This window comes from Actinomadura graeca (assembly GCF_019175365.1).
Taxonomy (GTDB): domain Bacteria; phylum Actinomycetota; class Actinomycetes; order Streptosporangiales; family Streptosporangiaceae; genus Spirillospora; species Spirillospora graeca.
In genome coordinates this window covers 3,559,912-3,577,510 of the sequence record NZ_CP059572.1, presented here as the reverse complement: position 1 = coordinate 3,577,510, position 17,599 = coordinate 3,559,912, and the positions used below count along the sequence as shown (strand labels likewise).

The 17,599-nt window shown below is 69.3% G+C and carries 13 protein-coding genes; 5 read left to right on the top strand and 8 right to left on the bottom strand.

Going from position 1 to position 17,599, the window contains the following annotated elements; translation table 11 throughout:
* Positions 1 to 90: 90 nt before the first annotated feature.
* The 3 genes from AGRA3207_RS15660 to AGRA3207_RS15650 all read right to left on the bottom strand — a co-directional run bounded on the left by AGRA3207_RS15660 (position 91) and on the right by AGRA3207_RS15650 (position 2,830).
* The gene (locus AGRA3207_RS15660; protein ID WP_231335360.1) at positions 91 to 981 is read right to left on the bottom strand and encodes a serine hydrolase; all 891 of its coding nucleotides are present in this window, start codon (positions 979 to 981) and stop codon (positions 91 to 93) included.
* Between the two features lie 374 nt (positions 982 to 1,355).
* Positions 1,356 to 1,814 (bottom strand): SRPBCC family protein, encoded by a 459-nt coding sequence (locus AGRA3207_RS15655; RefSeq protein ID WP_231335359.1) that lies wholly within the window; start codon positions 1,812 to 1,814, stop codon positions 1,356 to 1,358.
* Positions 1,815 to 2,140: 326 nt separating this feature from the next.
* Positions 2,141 to 2,830 (bottom strand): PIG-L deacetylase family protein, encoded by a 690-nt coding sequence (locus AGRA3207_RS15650; protein WP_231336306.1) that lies wholly within the window; start codon positions 2,828 to 2,830, stop codon positions 2,141 to 2,143.
* Between the two features lie 191 nt (positions 2,831 to 3,021).
* Here AGRA3207_RS15650 and dhaK point away from each other — a divergent pair, with 191 nt between their 5' ends.
* From dhaK to pcrA, 4 genes are all read left to right on the top strand, one after another.
* Positions 3,022 to 4,017, top strand: coding sequence for a dihydroxyacetone kinase subunit DhaK (dhaK, locus tag AGRA3207_RS15645; RefSeq protein ID WP_231335358.1), 996 nt, complete (start codon positions 3,022 to 3,024; stop codon positions 4,015 to 4,017).
* Positions 4,014 to 4,646, top strand: coding sequence for a dihydroxyacetone kinase subunit DhaL (dhaL, locus tag AGRA3207_RS15640; RefSeq protein WP_231335357.1), 633 nt, complete (start codon positions 4,014 to 4,016; stop codon positions 4,644 to 4,646). The genes dhaK and dhaL overlap by 4 nt, the downstream gene beginning before the upstream one ends.
* A complete protein-coding gene (gene dhaM, locus AGRA3207_RS15635; RefSeq protein ID WP_231335356.1) occupies positions 4,643 to 5,062 on the top strand; it encodes a dihydroxyacetone kinase phosphoryl donor subunit DhaM in 420 nt (139 codons plus the stop codon). Before dhaL ends, dhaM begins: the two co-directional genes overlap by 4 nt.
* Positions 5,063 to 5,678: 616 nt before the next feature.
* Positions 5,679 to 7,973 carry a DNA helicase PcrA gene (pcrA, locus tag AGRA3207_RS15630; protein ID WP_231335355.1) on the top strand — a complete coding sequence of 765 codons (2,295 nt, stop codon included), beginning with the start codon at positions 5,679 to 5,681 and terminating at the stop codon, positions 7,971 to 7,973.
* A 2,066-nt stretch (positions 7,974 to 10,039) separates the two neighbouring features.
* On the opposite strand, the gene AGRA3207_RS15625 is transcribed toward pcrA, so the two are convergent.
* The 3 genes from AGRA3207_RS15625 to AGRA3207_RS15615 all read right to left on the bottom strand — a co-directional run bounded on the left by AGRA3207_RS15625 (position 10,040) and on the right by AGRA3207_RS15615 (position 13,803).
* On the bottom strand, positions 10,040 to 10,660 hold the full coding sequence (locus AGRA3207_RS15625) for a DUF4360 domain-containing protein (protein WP_231335354.1): 621 nt from the start codon (positions 10,658 to 10,660) through the stop codon (positions 10,040 to 10,042).
* Positions 10,661 to 11,280: 620 nt separating this feature from the next.
* A complete protein-coding gene (locus tag AGRA3207_RS15620; RefSeq protein ID WP_231335353.1) occupies positions 11,281 to 12,726 on the bottom strand; it encodes an HNH endonuclease signature motif containing protein in 1,446 nt (481 codons plus the stop codon).
* A gap of 510 nt (positions 12,727 to 13,236) precedes the next feature.
* On the bottom strand, positions 13,237 to 13,803 hold the full coding sequence (locus tag AGRA3207_RS15615) for a hypothetical protein (protein ID WP_231335352.1): 567 nt from the start codon (positions 13,801 to 13,803) through the stop codon (positions 13,237 to 13,239).
* 93 nt (positions 13,804 to 13,896) lie between these two features.
* On the opposite strand from AGRA3207_RS15615, the gene AGRA3207_RS39820 reads away from it, so the two are divergent.
* Positions 13,897 to 14,022: a hypothetical protein gene (locus AGRA3207_RS39820; RefSeq protein WP_273700047.1), complete on the top strand. Its 126-nt coding sequence runs from the start codon at positions 13,897 to 13,899 to the stop codon at positions 14,020 to 14,022.
* A 57-nt stretch (positions 14,023 to 14,079) separates the two neighbouring features.
* Here the strand turns inward: AGRA3207_RS39820 and AGRA3207_RS15610 are convergent, their stop codons facing one another.
* On the bottom strand, positions 14,080 to 16,521 hold the full coding sequence (locus AGRA3207_RS15610) for an ATP-binding protein (protein ID WP_231335351.1): 2,442 nt from the start codon (positions 16,519 to 16,521) through the stop codon (positions 14,080 to 14,082).
* 269 nt (positions 16,522 to 16,790) lie between these two features.
* Positions 16,791 to 17,285: a MaoC family dehydratase gene (locus AGRA3207_RS15605; protein WP_231335350.1), complete on the bottom strand. Its 495-nt coding sequence runs from the start codon at positions 17,283 to 17,285 to the stop codon at positions 16,791 to 16,793.
* Positions 17,286 to 17,599 lie beyond the last annotated feature (314 nt).

Genomic DNA, 17,599 nt, shown 5'->3' with positions numbered 1-17,599 from the left:
AAGGCTCGCCGTCCACGCTGACAGGCGGCTGACGCCCCGGTCACCGCACGGGCGGGGACCTGACGCTCCGCTGACAGCGCCCCACCGTGGTCACTGGCGCATGGTGGACACCACGAGGTCGGCCATGTGCTCGACGGTCGTGACCCCGTCCTCCATGGTGGGGTTCTCGCCGCTGCACACCGCCACGAGGAAGTCGTGGTCCGGCCCGGTGATCCGGCCGATGCTGTTGATCGTCCAGCCGTGGCCCTGCTCGCGGACGGGCGTCCAGCCGTTCTTCAGCGCCACCCGCTCGCCCGGCCGCGCCGCCGCGCTCACCCCCCACGCCTGCTCGCGCAGGACCGTCCCCATGAGGCCGAGGACGTACTCGCGTCCTGGCGGGCCCAGCGGTCCATTGCCCGCGAGGCTGGTGAGCAGCCGGACCTGATCGGCCGGGCTGGTCAGGGACGAGCCCCACGACGTCTGGAACGGCGTGGTCTCCGTCAGCCCGAGCCGCCGGTTGGCCTCGCGGATGCCGGAGCCGTACCCGGACTCGGCGTACAGCGCGTCGGCGGCGGAGTTGTCGCTCTCCCGGATCATCTGCCTGGCCAGGTCCTTCTCGCTTTCGGACAGGCCCCGGCGGTCGTTCTGCCGCCGCAGCAGCAGCCCGGTCAGGATGTCGACCTTCATGATGCTGGCGGAGACGAACCGGCCCTTCTCGTTCTCGCCGAACGACCGTCCCGTGCGCAGATCGACCGCCATTACGCCCGCCTTGCCGGGCCGCTGCGCGTTGTAGGCGCGGACGGTCTGCCGCAGCCTCGCGGTGTCGAGCGGGCGCCGCGCCACCGCGGCGGTCCCGTCCTTGCCGACCGGGCCCGTGGCGCCCGCCTGGACGCCGGTCTTGCGGTCCGGCTCGTCCGACATGATCCAGCGGGCCGTCAGCCCCGCCCCGGCGGTCGCCGCTGCGCTCGCCGCCAGGGCGAGCACGATGAGTTGGCGTCGCATCGATCCCCCGATTCGCGCGACGGCGGCCGCCCCCCGGAGCCGCCATGATCATTGGCGGCCGTACCCGGGTCCGTCCATATGCTCACCTGGCGCCGTTACACCCGTACGGACTCTTTGTCGTCCATTACCGGCTTGCGGGAATCCGGACCCCCCGGGAAGGCAGAGCGCCCCCCGCCTGCCCGAAGGCCGCCCCGCTCAGCCGGAGGGCGTCCCGTGCAGCCGGAGGGCGTCCCGTGCAGCCGGAGGGCGTCCCGCTCAGCCGGAGGGCGTCCCGTGCAGCGACCGCCCCGTCTCGGAGGAAGTCCGGCCTGAGGGCGCCTTATCTCGGAGGACGCCCTGTCTCAAAGGGCGTTCTGCCTGCGAGGACGTCCCTCTCAGAGGGCGCCTGGGAGTCGCGCTGGGCAGCCGGGCTCGCAGCGCTCGGAATGCCACGCCACCCGCCGGGCGTAGGTGCCGAGGCGCCGCCGCAGCCTCCTGCGGGTGAGCGGCCCGGTGCCGGGGAGCCGTGACTCGAACGCGCCGCGCCAGCGGATCAGGGTGTCGGAGCCGTGCGGCTCCAGGGTGATGTCAGCGCGGAACCCGCGCGGCGCACGTCCGGCCAAGGCGATGTAGGCGTAGTGCCGCGGCGGGTCCCACTCCACGACCTCCTCGCGGCTGCGGGCGACGCGCCGGACGGCGCCGATCCCGTTCGGATGGCCCTCGCCTGCACGCTCCCGCCTGGGCCGGACCCAGAACGTCCCCCACTCGTCCCACGCCTCGGCGACGCACAGGTGCTTGAAGATGACTTCGGGTGCGGCGAACGACGTTGCGGTGGCCTCGATCTCCAATGACATGCCGACCTCCCCCGAGCTCGGCCCGCGCGCCCCTCGGACCGCCTCCGGGAGGGTGGTGCGCACGGGTGCTCTGAGACTCATGCCCGATTTCGGGGAGATTACGGCATGTAAGTGCATGAGTTTGGAACGTGACACACAAGCCGGACAAAACGCTCCCGGCTCGGCCCCTCCCCGTCGGACGGCGCCTCGTCAGCCCGCTCGGTCGATCCGTCCATCAGGTCACCTCGCCGGGCCGTCCCGTCAGACGGCCTCCCGGACCAGCCCGTCCTCCCGGAGCAGCCCGTCCCCCCGGACCACCCCATCGGACCGTGCCATCGGGCTGTCGCTCAGGCCGTGTCGACGACCTGGAAGGACTCGGCGAGCCGCCCTTCCGGCAGCCCGGCCGCCGCCGCGTTCCCCGACATCCAGCCGCGCAGCATTCGCGGCAGCCCCTCGCCCATCTGTGCGGTCTGGCTGGCGTGCGCCCGCAGCGCGCTCAGCTTGCGCTCGAACCGGTCGGTGACGTCCACGAAATGGTTCAGGCCCGCGGCCGGGCTGCCGCTGATCCACACCTCCCGGACCGTCCATGCGCCGAGGTCCTCCTCGGCCAGCAGCTCAGGGAACGCATACGGGTTGCGCGCGTCCGGGTAGACGGCGTCCAGCGCGGCCGAGCCGACCGCCCGATGGTCGGGGTGGCTCGGGTAAATGCGCTCATAGTTGCGCTCCGGGCTCGGCATCAGCACCCTGTCGGGGCGCACCTGCCGGATCACCCGGGCGATCTCACGGCGCAGGTCCAGCGTCGCCTCGACCCGCCCGTCCGGACGTCCGAGGAACCGGATGTCGCTCACGCCGACGTACTTGGCGGCGGCGCGCTGCTCGTCCCGCCGCAGCGCCGCCATCTCCGCCCGGGTGATCCCGTCGTCGAACCCGCCCGCGTCGCCGTCGGTGACCACCAGGTACACCACGTCGATGCCCCGGTCGGTCCAGCCCGCCACCGTCCCCGCCGCGCCGAAGTCGACGTCGTCCGGGTGCGCCATGACGGCGAGGACACGCCGCACCTCACCGTCGTCCAGAACATTGGTCACGCATTCCACCCTATGCGGGGTTCATCCGCGTCGACGATCAAGGAACGCCGCGCGGACCCGAACACGGCGCAGTCGCGATCATGATGCGGGCCTGATCACGATTGGGCCTGGGAGGGGGCGCCCCACCGGGGTAGAGCTGAGACATGCGCAAACTCATCAACGCCCCGGCGGACGTCGTGCCCGATGCGCTGCGCGGCCTCGCCGCGGCCCATCCCTCACTGCGGGTCGACGGGGCGAGCGGGACGGTCATGCGCGCGGACGCGCCGCGCGCAGGGAAGACCGCCCTGGTATCGGGCGGCGGGTCCGGCCACGAGCCGCTGCACGCCGGGTTCGTCGGCCACGGGATGCTGGACGCCGCGTGCGCGGGGGAGGTGTTCACCTCACCGGTCCCGGACCAGATCATCGCCGCGACCATGGCGGTGAACGGCGGCGCGGGCGTCCTGCACATCGTGAAGAACTACACCGGCGACGTCCTGAACTTCCGGATGGCCGCCGAACTGGCCGAGGACGAGGACATCGAGGTCACCTCCGTCGTGGTCGACGACGACGTCGCCGTCGAGGACAGCACCTACACCGCCGGGCGGCGCGGAACCGGCGCGACGCTGTTCGTCGAGAAGATCGCCGGAGCGCTCGCCGAGGAGGGCGCCGACCTCGCCGCCGTCGCGGCCGTCGCGCGGGAGGTCAACGAGCGCAGCCGCTCGTTCGGCGTCGCGCTGTCGCCCTGCACGGTGCCCGCCGCCGGAGAGCCCACCTTCGAACTGGGCGAGGACGAGATGGAACTGGGCATCGGCATCCACGGCGAGCCCGGCCGCGAGCGCGTCAGGGCCGGGACGGCCGCCGAGATCGTCGACGCCGCGCTCACCGCGATCGACGCGGACCTGCCCGTCTCCGGGTCCGAGCTGCTGGTGCTGGTGAACGGCATGGGCGGCACGCCGCTGATCGAGCAGTACGTCGCGTACGCGGCGGCGGCCGAATGGCTGTCCGGGCATGGCGCGACGGTCGCGCGTCCGCTGGTCGGCCCGTTCGTCACCAGCCTGGAGATGGCGGGCTGCATGATCAGCGTGTGCCGGCTGACGCCGGAGCTGACGCGGCTCTGGGACGCGCCCGTCGAGACCCCGGCCTTGCGGTGGGGCCGGTGAACGCCGCGGACCTCGCCGGATGGATCCGGCACGCCGCCACGCTCGTCTCCGCCGACGCCGAGCGCCTCACCCGCCTGGACGCCGCCATCGGCGACGGCGACCACGGCCTCAACCTCGATCGCGGGTTCACCGCCGCCGTCGAGGCGGTGGACGCCCTGCCCGGCGACGCGCCGCCCTCGAAGGTCCTGATCGCCGCCGGCCGCGCCATCGTGTCCAAGACCGGTGGCGCGTCCGGCCCCCTCTACGGGACGGCACTGCGCCGCGCCGGCAAGGCCGTCGCCGACCTCCCGGACGTGGACGCCGCCGCCCTCGGAGCCGCGCTCACCGCCGCGCTGGAAGGCGTCCAGGAACTCGGCCAAGCCGCCGAAGGCGACAAGACGATGGTCGACGCGCTGATCCCCGCCGTCGCCGCCTACGAGGCCGCCCTCGCCGGAGGCGCGGACCTCACGTCCTGCGCGCGCGCCGCCGCCGACGGCGCCGCCCAAGGAGCCGAGGCGACCGTCCCCTTGCAGGCCCGCAAGGGACGGGCCAGCTACCTGGGCGCGCGCAGCACCGGTCACATGGACCCGGGCGCCTCGTCCACCGCGCTCATCCTGCGCGCCCTCGCCGACGTGACCGTGGAGGGATGACGCGCATGGTCGGGATCGTCCTGATCTCCCACAGCCGCGCCCTCGCCGAGGGCGCCGCCGAACTGGCCCGCGCGATGGGCGTCGGCAAGGCCGTCGTCGAACCCGCCGGAGGAGACCCCGACGGCGGCCTGGGCACCAGCCTCGACCGGGTCGAACGCGCCGTCGCCACCGCGAACGACGGCGACGGGGTCCTCCTCCTCGCCGACATCGGCAGCTCCGTCCTCACCGCGAAAACCTTCATCGAGGACGCCGAGGACCGCGACCCCACCGATGCCGTAGAAGCCGTCCTCGCGGACGCGCCGCTCGTGGAGGGCGCCGTAGCCGCCGCGTCCATGGCCGCCACCGGGGCCGATCTCACCACCGTCCAAGCCGCCGCCGAATCAGCCCGCGACCTGCGCAAACTCGGCCCAGCCTAGAACCACGCCAAGCAACCCAACGCAGCCCGCAAACCGCAGCCGCCACCACACTGCCGCCCCCAGCACTTGATCACCCAGAGGTCCCCAGCGCGGACGACACGACCCGCAGACAAGCCCAAGGCCGTTGCCGCGAGCTGCGCGCCGCGCCCGCGAGATGCGCGCAGCCCACCGCACTGCCGTCGCCAGCGCGTGATCGCGCCAAGACCCCGGCGCGGACGACACCACCCCCGGGCGCGTCCTACACCGCCACCTTGTACCGTCATCGCGAGACGCGAGCCGTCCACGGGGGAACGCAAGCCGCCGCCGCGCTGCCGTTCCAGCACCTGATCACCCCGGCATCCGGCACGGACGACGTCACCCGTGCACATGCCCTACGCCACCGCGCCACGTCCAGACCGGCTTTCGCTCCGGTGTGGTTCACGCTCGGCCGCTACGGAGTCGCGTCAAGCGGGGTGAAAATGTGCCGAATCGGTTGTCCTCATCCGGACCGGCTCCGCGGGCCACAGGCCGGTGACCTTGAGTGAACGGGCCGGTGACCTTGGGGAGCGGATTCGCAACCCGCTGGTGGCGGTGAGGGAGCCGAAAACGTCCGCGGTGCGCCGTAGACTCGCACGTGATGTCGAAGACCGAAGCTCACCCCTTGCTCGATGGCCTCAACCCGCAGCAGCGCGCCGCCGTCGTGCACTCCGGCGGCCCCCTGCTGATCGTCGCGGGCGCCGGGTCGGGCAAGACCCGCGTGCTCACCCACCGCATCGCCCACCTGCTCGGTGAGCGGGACGTGCATCCAGGGCAGATCCTGGCGATCACGTTCACCAACAAGGCCGCCGCCGAGATGAAGGAGCGCGTCGACGCCCTCGTCGGCCCCCGCTCGCGCGCCATGTGGGTGATGACGTTCCACTCCGCCTGCGTCCGCATCCTGCGGCGCGAGGCCAAGCGGCTGGGCTTCCCGACGAGCTTCTCGATCTACGACCAGGCCGACGCGAACCGCCTCATGGCCCTCGTATGCCGCGAGCTGGACCTCGATCCCAAGCGGTATCCGCCGAAGTCGTTCAGCGCCCAGGTCTCGAACCTGAAGAACGAGCTGATCGACTACGAGACGTTCAAGAACCGCGCGTCCACGCACATGGAGCAGACGCTCGCCGAGGCGTACGAGATGTACCAGGCCCGCCTCCAGCAGGCCGGCGCGATGGACTTCGACGATCTGATCATGATGACGGTCAACCTGCTCCAGGTGTTCCCGGAGGCCGCCGAGCACTACCGGCGCCGCTTCCGTCACGTCCTCGTGGACGAGTACCAGGACACGAACCACGCGCAGTACGAACTCGTCCGCGAGCTGACGGCCCCGATCTCGGTCGCCGGAGGATCACCGGACGGGCACGCCGAGGAGATCGGCCCGGCCGAACTCTGCGTCGTCGGCGACGCCGACCAGTCGATTTATGCGTTCCGCGGCGCCACGATCCGCAACATCCTGGAGTTCGAGCGCGACTACCCCGACGCCACCACGATCCTGCTGGAGCAGAACTACCGCTCCACCCAGACGATCCTCTCCGCCGCCAACGCGGTCATCGAGCGCAACGCCGACCGCAAGCCCAAGAAGCTCTGGTCCGACCAGGGTGAAGGTCACAAGATCACCGGTTATGTGGCCGACAACGAGCACGACGAGGCCGCGTTCGTCGCGCACGAGGTCGACAAACTCACCGACGCGGGCGACGCCCGCCCCGGTGATGTCGCCGTGTTCTACCGCACGAACGCGCAGTCCCGTGTCTTCGAAGAAGTGTTCATCCGCGTCGGCATGCCGTACAAGGTCGTCGGCGGCGTCCGCTTCTACGAGCGCAAGGAGATCCGCGACCTCCTCGCCTACCTGCGCGTCCTCGCCAACCCCGAGGACACCGTCTCCCTGCGCCGCATCCTCAACGTCCCGAAACGCGGCATCGGCGACCGCGCCGAAGCCTGTGTCGAGGCCTACGCGTCCCGGGAACGGATCTCGTTCTGGCAGGCCCTCCGCCGACCCGAGGACGTCCCCGGCATGGCGACCCGCTCCATCAATTCCGTCCGCGAATTCGTCGCCCTGCTGGACGAACTGCGCACGGCCGCCGAGTCCGCGACTCCCGCCCAGCTGGTCGACCAGATCCTGACCAAGAGCGGCTATCTCGCCGAACTCCAGAATTCCAAGGACCCGCAGGACGAGACCCGAATCGAGAACCTCCAGGAACTCGAAGCCGTCGCCCGCGAATTCGAGGAGAGGCTCGACGGCGAGAGCGCCGAAGGCCGCCTCCCCGACTTCCTCGAACAGGTCGCGCTGGTCGCCGACGCCGACTCCATTCCGGGCGGAGCCAAGGGCGGGCCCGTCCCCCCGGGCGAGCAGCCGGAGGAGACCGACCAGGGCGTGGTCACCCTCATGACCCTGCACACCGCCAAGGGCCTGGAGTTCCCCGTCGTCTTCCTCACCGGCATGGAGGACGGTGTCTTCCCCCATTTGCGGGCAATGAGCAATCCCAAGGAACTCGAAGAGGAACGCCGCCTGGCCTACGTCGGCATCACCCGCGCCCGCCAGCGCCTCTACCTCTCCCGCGCCACGATGCGCAGTTCGTGGGGAGCCCCGCAGGTCAACCCGCCGTCCCGTTTCCTGGGCGAGGTCCCGAGGGTCCTCATCGACTGGGAACGTGAGGCTTCGTCCACCTCGTCCCCGGCGATGTCCCGGATGGCAGCCCGCCCCGGCGTCCGCTCCCCGGGAAACCGTGAGGTCCCGGCCCTCTCCCCGGGTGACAAGGTCACCCACGACTCATTCGGCCTGGGCACCGTCGTGACCGTGGACGGCGCTGGCGACAAGGCCGCCGCAAGTGTCGACTTCGGCGGCGAGTACGGCGTCAAACGCCTCGTCCTTCGCTACGCCCCGGTGGAAAAGCTCTAAGGGCTCACAACAAGATGTGCGTGCGGCACGACGCGCCGTGATTCGGGTGTGGTGTGGGGGAGTGCACCACACGCTGGGCGACCCCCGTGGACCGTGGCCGACAGCCGCTGGGAGCGGTCCGAGCCGCTGCTGCCGAGGGTGGAGCGCCCGAAGGTGGAGCGCCGCAAGCGCCATGCCGGGCATAAACGGCTGGACGCCCGCAAGTGCTGTGCGAGCTCTTGTTGGCGCTGCACACCGGGATCCGGTTGGGTTCCCGCCCCGGGAATTGAGGTTGGGGTCGACGATGACGTGCTGGCGTAGGTCGGCCGGGTGGCATGGTGCCGGCGTGTGGGAGCGGTTGCACCGGCTGTTGCCGGAGGAATTGCACGCCGCCGAGCAGCTAGTGGGCTGGTACAGGACGGTAATCGGCAGTCGCGCGTCCGCGCGCTCAAGGGCAGCCCGAAACTGGGCCGAGTCTGGTCGGCCGCGGCCGGCCGGGTTCCGGGCACTACGTCTGACCGAGGGCTACGGATCCCGCTTGCGGTATCGCTGAACGGTGGGACACCGCGACGACGTCGCGCCAGCCCGCCCTGCTGCTGGACCAAGTGCCGCCCATCGGGACGGTAGTGGAGACGACCGCGCCGAAGACCAGTGTGCCTGTCGGCCGACCGCGGCTGTGACCACGACGAACCCCGCCGCCTGCTACGGGCACGGGCTTCTAGGCACCGTGTCGCTCGACGCGGCGTCGCGCAAGGGTCCGGCCCGGGCGTGCACCGCTATGTCGTCGAGCGGACGATCGTGTTGCTGTACCTGTTCCGCCGCCTGCGCATTCGCCGGGAGATCCTCTGACGCGCACTGGTTCGCCCCAGCCGTCGGCGGACGCGCTGCTGTTCGCCGTCCGTCGCCTGTACAGCGGGGGCGCCGCGATCGTGTTCGCGGCCCGCGAGGGTTTCGCCGCCTCAGCCACCTTGAGCTGCCGCTGGACGCGCTGGACCGCCTGGCCGCCGCCGCGCTGCTCGACGACATCCACGAAGCTCTCACGACCCTCACCGCCGCCATCATCCGCTGGCGACGTCTCGATCGCTGACTCTGTTACGACTACCTCTGAAGCCTGTGTGCCACAACGGCGCAGCGGTTGAGTGGCCTTGAGATGCTGAGAGCAGCCAACCACGCTGGCGTGACGGCCAGCAGCAGCCGTCCTAAGCGTTGCTTTGTGAATCGTGGTCGAGGGACATTCCAAGGCTGGCGATGGTGATGGCGGCGCGGTAGTGGGTGGCGAGCTGGTAGGCGGGGAGGCCAGGTCACGGAAACGCTTGAGCTGGCTAGACACCGCCCGCTCACTTTGCCGCAGCGGTGACGCGAGTGGTCGCGGTTGAAGCCGCTGCGTCAATGTCCCCGACGTGCGCGAACGGCAAGTTCGTCGCCGGGTTCGGGGATCTCACGACGGATCCGGTACCGCCGCAGCCAGCGCGGACACTCGCCTCAGTGTGCTGCCCGTGCGCAGAACGCATGCGCAAGCTGAGGACGGAGCGGTGCGAGACGGGGCGGTGCGAGACGGGGCGGTGCGAGACGGCGCCGGTCTGGGACGGCACGCGTGATGAAGGGTTCCTCAACCAGATGCCATCTGGACAGCCCCGCAAAGCGCTCCCGGTTGGCCCAAGGTTCTGACCGCGAGGGGCGGGCGCAAGCCGGTGGGGCACGCCCCGCGTTTGTGATTCAGAAGAAAGGCTGGCCCGCTAGGTGGGCGGCAGTAGGGGGCAGGCGACTGGCTGATACGTCCGGGCGTCGCGGGGGTAGCCGGGGAGGAAGGGCAACCGCACAGCGGGGAGCGCGGCAATGGTCTCGACTCGCGGTTCCGGCTCCTGCTCGCGCTCCTCTCCGGCTCCGCTGAGCCTGCGCGGGGGTCGTGGGCTGCCTTCTCGTGGCCCAGCCATTTTGGCCGGTCGCTAGGGCGTTCAGGACCCGGGGCCCAGGGCACGGACGGAACTTCGACGACTCTTGTGCGGTGGTCGTTGTCGGAAACGCTCCGGGACGCGCGGAACCCCCGGCCGGGGGGAGCCGGGGGTTCCGTTCTTTCTCGGCGGCTGTTAGTTACAGCGCCTCCACGCGAAGTGGTAGGTCTCACTGCCGTGTGTCGAGTCCGCCGCGACGAAGCTGACCTTGGAATCGTCGCTGCCGGGGGTCACACGCAGCTCGGTGTTGACGTTGAGGTTGCGCTCCTCGTCACAGGGCTTGTAGAGCAGCTCGTTGTTCTCGAGCCTGTCGTTGACCCGCCACTCACCGAAGTAGCGGCCCTTGATGTTGCGGGTGATGGTCCGGTTCTCCTGGCTGCCCTGGAAGTAGTAGTTCGCCCGCTGCGTGCCGACGGCGTCGGCCTGCAGCCCGGCGAAGCCGCGGTGCTCGAGCCCGCGGATCGCGTAGGTGTAGCCGGGTGCCCTGACACGCAGGCTGATCTGGCAGTTCTTCCGGGAGTTCGTCGGGGAGGCGTCACCACCGGCGTAGACCAGGTAGTCGCTGTAGCTGATGGTGAACGAGGATTTATCGTTGGTCACCGTCGTCGTCCCGGCCGGGCAGCCGGAGCCGTTGACGCTCGCGACATCGATGGTCACGTTTTCGGGCGCCGCCGCGTCAGGGGCGTCAGTCGTGTCCGCGGGAGCGGGGGAGGCGATCAGGACGGACAGGCCGAGGGCGCCGACTGCCGTGATCATCGTGTGTTTGACATTCATCATCGGGGTCTTCCATGTCAATTGGCGGAAGTCCAGCACGGCCCGGCTGGCCGTCCCGGCCGGTATTTCCGACTATCGACGTTCGCGACTTCGGGGGGCTGGTCACGTCGCTGCCGGTAATTCCTCAGTGACGGTAATCCCGCCGCATGAAGTGGGTCAATGCCTACTTTTTCGATTCGCATTCAACCTTAACTTTTTTAACCCACCCCGGTCGAACACGTCTGATCCTCGCGGGTCCTGCGGCCGCCTCCCCTCTGTTCTGGCAGGTCAAAGCCGTGAAGGACTCACGGGATACCACATCGAGCCCGAAAAAAACTTCTGTGACATCACGATTTCCGCACAGGCTCTACAAGACCTCATAACAGGAGTCAGGTGAAGAACGAGGAGAATCGGTGGTACTGCCCATGACGACTGTCATGGATTGTCAAAATCCAGGGGCTCCGCAATCGTCTCGGCAGGCCCCGCCAGCCTCGACTGCTAATAGCGAGTAGTCGAGTGGTCACGCGGCAGAGTGCGATGGCGGGCAGGCGTGCATGCCACACCTGCCCGGCTTCGCAGCGGCCGGGGATGCACCGCGGGCGGTTGCCGGCGCCCGTTCTCGATCACGGTGCGCCTGTCCGGCGCGCGGTGCGGGCCGGATTGCGTGGAACTCGGCGGTCGCGTCGGCGTTGGACGCGGGGGACGGAGGCCGGTGCCCTCGCGGTGGCGGTTGCGGCGGCCGCGGTTGCGGATGCAGCGGCGGGTTCGGGTGCGGCGGCCGGACCGGTCGGGTGGGTGCGGTCGTTCTCGGGTGGTCGGAGACGGTAACTGTAGAGACCGTCCGAGCTGCGGCTGATGGTGACCTGCCGGGGATTGGCGTGTTTGTAGCGGTTGTGCCATCCGCAGGCGAGCGCGAGCTTGTCGATGTCGGTGGGGCTGTGGCTCAGTACCCAGCCGTCGACGTGGTCGACTTCGCAGAGGATCCCGGGCACTTCGCAGCCCACGACGGCGCAGGTGGGGTACAGCGTTTCGAGTACCTGCCGTTGCCCGCTGCTGGCGAACCGGTGGCGGTGCCCGAGGTAGAGCGGGAGATGCCCTCGTCCCAGGATCAGCGGCGATACCCCGGCCGCCAAGGCGATGCGGCGGGCCTGTACGGCGGGGATGGGCGTGCCGTCGCTGAGGCGGGCGGGGGCGGTACCGCCGGTGAGAGTGTCGAGATCGCAGATGACGGTGACCTTGGTAGCGGTGTGGCCGCCCGACAGCACTCCGGTCAACGCCGCCGCCATCCGCTCCGACAGGTCTCGGCGGTCGTCGGCCCCGGAGGGTTTGGCCAGGGGGCCAAGAGTTCCGTCCCAGATCGCGGCGTCTTCGGCGTTGAGCCAGCCCTTGATGTAGCGGCCGCCGTCCAGGGAGCGGGTGGAGTCGATCCAGGACCGCTCATAGCCTCGCCGGGACTCGGCATCAGGCGACTCGGTCCCGTCGCGCTCGGCGATGACTTCGCGGATCCGGAACCCGATCGCGGCGAGCTTCCCGGCGGAGTATCCCTGATCGGTCAGGTCCAGGAGGATGGTTTCGGCGGCGGCGCAGTCGTGGTCGTCGAGACGGGCGACGGCGGCGGCGATGGTGGCGGCCTGGCCGTAGGTCAGCGTTCCGGTCGCCCAGCGGCTGGCGACGGCTGGAAGCCGGTGGCCGTGGCGGGCCACGGTGAGGCGTTCCTTGGCGCGGGCGTCGCGCATCCCCAGTCGGGAGCGCAGCCATGCGTGGGTGCTGGGGTATCCGTGGCGCTTCGCTTCGCCGTGGGTATCGACGCAGGCGACGAATCCGGCCAGGGCACTCTCACAGCGGTCGGTCGCGGCGGCGAGAGACTCGGCGAGCTGCAGGCACGCCGCCGGGGAGTCTGGCGCGGATCGCTGGGCCAGCTCGGCGGCGATCGAGGCCAGAGCGTCCACCAATTCGCCGGTGGAAGCCCCGTCCAGATCCATCACCCTCGAACACATGTTCCAACAATACTCGAGCCCTCTCGCAAACACCCCCCGATGGACGGCCACTTCGAGCTCGAAAAATGTCACCACCCGGCTATGTCACCTCAGGGACAGATTCCATGGATGTGCCTATCTGCCGGGATAGTGCACTGCCACGCCAATTTGGCTGGAGGGAGGTATGTATTGGTTCGAGACTATTCGCCTCGAATGTCAGGAGAGGCTATGGGAGATTGGGCATGTCGAAAATGAGTAGCGTCGAGGCTCGGCCCAGTCCTCGGTCCCTACTCTTGGGCAGGGTCCCGAGTGCGCGTTCCTGGGGCTGGTTTCTGGTGGTTGGTGTCCGTCGAAGGTGGGGGCGGCGCGTCGGGCGGGGGCAGGCGGAGCCTGCCCGATGAGAGCTGCACCCAGGGGCCGTAGAGGCTCCGAAGTCAAGGGTGGGACGGAGTCCCATCGCGTAGCGACGCGAAGCGCCCTTGACTTTGGAGGGGCGGCCCCGTACGCAGCGCCGCCCCCACCGATGAACTTGATATTCGGCGATAGAACGTCGAGCAAGTATTTTGGTTATTGCGTAGGTTCGTAAATCGGGTGTTTTTGTGTCTAGTAGGGCCGTGTAGGGCGAGTAAGATAGAGGCTTGGCGGTCGGATCCAGGCGAACGCTTCGGTCTCTTTGACGGTGATCTCGGCCCGCCTATAGAGGCCAGGGCCGCTGGCGGGATCGTGCTGGATGGCCTCTTCGAAGAACCAATCTGAGGCGATCACGGCGAGGACGCCGGTGGAGGCGTCCAGCGCTTCTTTGAGAGCGGGAGCTTCCAGTAAACGAAAAGCGTGGTTGAGTGCTGCGCTGGTCGCGCCGTGGGCGTCGTGACGAACCTCGCCTGCGTGGAAAGCCAGGCGTAAACGGATCCTGGACTCTTCAGTATGGACCTGGTTGTGTTCATCCAGAGCCGCGGCGAGGGCAGGCGGCAGCCCGGCGGACAGGAGGGCTTTGGGGATGTCGGACGGCACCAGGATGAGGACGCCGTCTCCCCGATCCTCGCGATAACAGTCCGCCCAGTCGACTCCGCATCGGGAGAAGGCGGTGTTGAGTGCGCGGTACAAGCCCTCTCGGACGGCGACCTGGTGCGGAACGGTCCTGTGGGGGTCGCTGAATTTGGCGACGTCCACGCAGATGATTGTGTTGTGGACGGACGGTCCCGGATATGTGCGGCCTCCGGGGCCGGGCCGTGCGGGTCCAGTGTCGTCCGTACCGGAGATCACGTGGTTGGAGTCGCCGACGACGAGCTGCCCCTGGACGTCGCCGCCGATCCGTATTTCGGGGTCCCGGCGTGCCATGACGTGCACCTGTACCTTTCCGTCGTCGGGCGCCTCTGTGGTCGTGCCTGAGCCTGTGGGCGGACGCCTCTGCGGTTGGACGAGACTCCGTGATCGGTGACGCATTCGTCAGTTGACCTGCACGGTCATGGACGTGTTGCCGGTGACGACGAGTTCGCACGGGCGGTCGCTTGGTGTGCCCGCGGGGCAAGGGGACGGCCACGTCTGCTGGCCTGTGGAGGGGTCGGATGCGTTACCGATGGGGGTGAGGGTGATCCGGTCGCCCACCTCGGCCATGAAGTTCGGGCATGAGCTCCGTGAGCAGCGGCCGAGCATCCCGCCGTTGCGGCTGACATCGATTTCGCCCTTGCCCGTGACCGTCAGCGAAATGGAGGCGGGTGTCGGGTCTGCCGCGCCGGTGGAGCCCAGCAAGGTGATTTCCTGGGGGGCGGCCGAGCCGCCGGAAAGCCCCAGACCGGGGAGGACCACGGTCGCCTGGTAGCTCTTGTTGGGGATCGGTCCCGGGTCGAAGGTCAGAGCAAGGAGACAACGCGAGCCCGGCTGGATGATCCCGGAGTCGCAGGTGTCGTCTACGGCTTTGCGGAAGTGTCCTTCGCCGCCTCTGATCGTCCAGTTGGGCCCATCGAGGCGCCGGTCGCATACCGGGAACGTCCAGACGGTGCCATGTTCGGCGTTGTAGCGGTCGTCGCGGGGTTTGAACTCGCCGAAGTCGTGAGGCTTGGGCTGCTCGGCGACGCAGTTGGATCCGCCTTTGCTCCCGTTCCTCTGCTGGCCGTTGTCACCCTGGTTCTGCCCGCCCGAGCTGCCGTTCCCGGAGCCGTTCCCCTTGCCGCCGTTCCGGTTGTCATTCGGTGCCGACGACAGTGACGACTCGGGGAGGCCGACGCGCGTCGTCGGGCTGGTCAGGGCGCCGTTCGAGGAGCTCGGCGTCCACACGAGCCCCATCGCCGCGATCGTGCCGCCGACCACCACAGTGGCGCACGCTCCGAGAATGGACGGTTTGGCCAGCAGGCTTTTGGGCGCTGTGGACCCAGCGCCCTTGGTCGCGCTTGCGGTTCCCAGATGCTTGCCCGCCAGCAATGCCGTCCCGACCGCTGCGCCGAGGAGCGCGCCCCTGGTGAGGGCCTTGCGGCGCAGGTGTTCCTGCTGGTCGAAGTACGCCTCGTCCTCGGAGGCGCGTAAGGCGCGGGACGCCTGGCGCCCCAGTGCGAGGACGCGGCGCCACGCCCCCCAGCGCAGCGTCACGCATAAGGCCGGAGCGGCGGCCTTGGCCAGATCCCGGGCGGCGGCGTAGTGACCCTCCTCGAAGGCCCTTTCCAGGACGGCGACCACGAGCGGTCCTACCGCGGCGACGTCGTCCACGCCCGCCGACCGTGCCCAGGCGGCGAGCACCGCGGCGCGGCGTCCCGGTTCCGTCGGAGGATCGTCGCGCGTGACTTTCCGGGCGAGAGGGCCGGACAGGCTGTATCCGTTCCCTTCTTGGACGACGAGGCCGGCGGTCTCCAGTCGCCTGAGGGTCTCCGTCGCGTCGTCCTCGCGGAGTTCTTCCGTCAGATCGGCGATGAGTGGCGTCGGTACGGCGACCCCCTCGGCCGCGCGCAGGGTGGCCAGGACGGCGCGAGCCGCGTCGCCTAGACCTGTGGCCAGGGCGCTGGCCAGCGTGTTCTGGTCGGCGGGAACGTCTGTGACAGCGGCCGACCGTAGGGCGGCGGCGGCCTGCACGATGGCAGCGGGATGACCGTCCACCGAATTGGCGAACCGCTCTGCGAGCCGTCGCTCGTCCTCCGAGCATTCTCGGCGGACCTCGCGCACGAGCAGTTCGACCGCGGAGTCCTCCGGCAGGCCCCCGAGTTCGATCGTCTCGCCGTCCCACGGCAATGGGCGCGCGGTCGAGACCAGGAGCCCGCAGCCGGGCAGCGCATCCAGGAGCTTTGCTAGGCCGGTGCCGCCACCCGAGTCGTCTTGGGCAGCCGGGCCATTTGGATTGTCGGGCCCGTTTGGGGTGCCCGAGCTGCCCGTGGCGACCGAGCCGTCTGCAAGCCCGCTCGGAGCGTCGGAGGCGGCGAAGTCGTCCACGACGATGAGAGCGTTGATCGTTCCCATCAGGCGCCGAAGCTGGGACCGCGCGGGCTTGAAGTCACGGGTGTCGTAGCACGCCTGAAACAGATCTTGGAGGACGTCGTCTACGTCTTCACCTGCGGCCGAGAGGTAGATCACGTCCGTCCCGGCGGCCTCACGCCTGGTGGCTGCGGCACGCAATAGCGCCGATTTGCCGGTTCCAGAAGGCCCGGTCACCTGGACGGGAGTCCGCTCGTCGAGCAGCCGCCCGATGCGGTCCAGCTCGCCGTCGCGTCCGAGGAGATCGGGTTCGTCGAAGCGCAACGGCGTTCCGGCGGGACGGCTCCGCGGCCGGGGCGCGGGCATGGGCTCGTGCCTGACCACCACCTCGGCGGCCCCGCCTGAATTGACGACGACGTTGTTGTCACCGACGACGAGCTGGCCTTCGAAAGCGCCGCCAACGCTGATCCGAGTCTCTCCGTCTCCGGCCATATCGGCCTCCCACCAGGCCCTAAAGCGGAGCTGTCAGCAAGAAGGTACAAGCCAGGCCTGATCAGGTGGACTGTTGACCCTTAGTGGCCAATTCGTGGCTCTGTGGCACATGACGCAGCGGAATCGCCCGGCAGGACCATGGGGGACGGCGAGTCATTAGGAGAATGAAACGGCAGGAGGGCGAGACGGCAGGAGGGCGCGACGGCAGGAGGGTGCGGCGACGGCGGGGCGATGGTGAGGTGGTAGGGCGACGCGGTCCAGGGGAGGGGTCAGGTCACTGGCCGGCGGCGGAGGATGCTCATGGGAAGGGTGTCCAGGACGACCTTGTCGTCCTGGTTGAGGAGTTCGGCGCGAGTGCGGACGAGGCCACGGTCGGGCTTGGAGCGGGACGGACGGGCCTCGACGATCGTCACGCGGAGGCGGAGTTCGTCGCCCGGGCGGACGGGGGCCGGCCAGCGCAACTCGTCCACGCCGGGAGAGGCCATGCTGGCGACACGGGACAGGACGTGGTCGGCGAAGAGGCGCATCATGATCGAGCCGGTATGCCAGCCGCTGGCGATGATGCCCTGGAATGGTCCCTTCTCCGCATAGGCGGAGTCGATGTGGATCGGCTGAGGATCGAAGCGCCTGGCGAATTCGAGGATGTCTTTCTCGTCCACGCGGATGTGGCCGTACTCGTAGGTCGTGTCGGTGACGTAGTCCTCGAAGTACCGGTCGTCGATAGGGGCCGCGAAGTCGCCGCCGAGCGCGCGCGTGATCGTCATGAGGACAGCATGGCCCACGTCTGCGAGGTGCGAGCGCTGAAAGTGAACGACCGCAGGCCCTAGAGGTAGGCGACTCAAGCCCTCAAGGCGACAGGAGTCCGCAGCGAAGCATGGACAGGTGACACAGAAGGGTGGCGCGAAAGGCGCTTGGCCAGTGGAGGCCGTCTTGGACGTGGTCGGTGGACACCGTTCTCTGATGCGGACAAGTGATACGGAGCACACAGGGGACACGAAGGGGCCACACGGCTAAGGGAGGAGTGGACAAGGGGGCGGGCGGAGCCGCGAAGGTGACACTAAAGGCGACACGGCGGGTG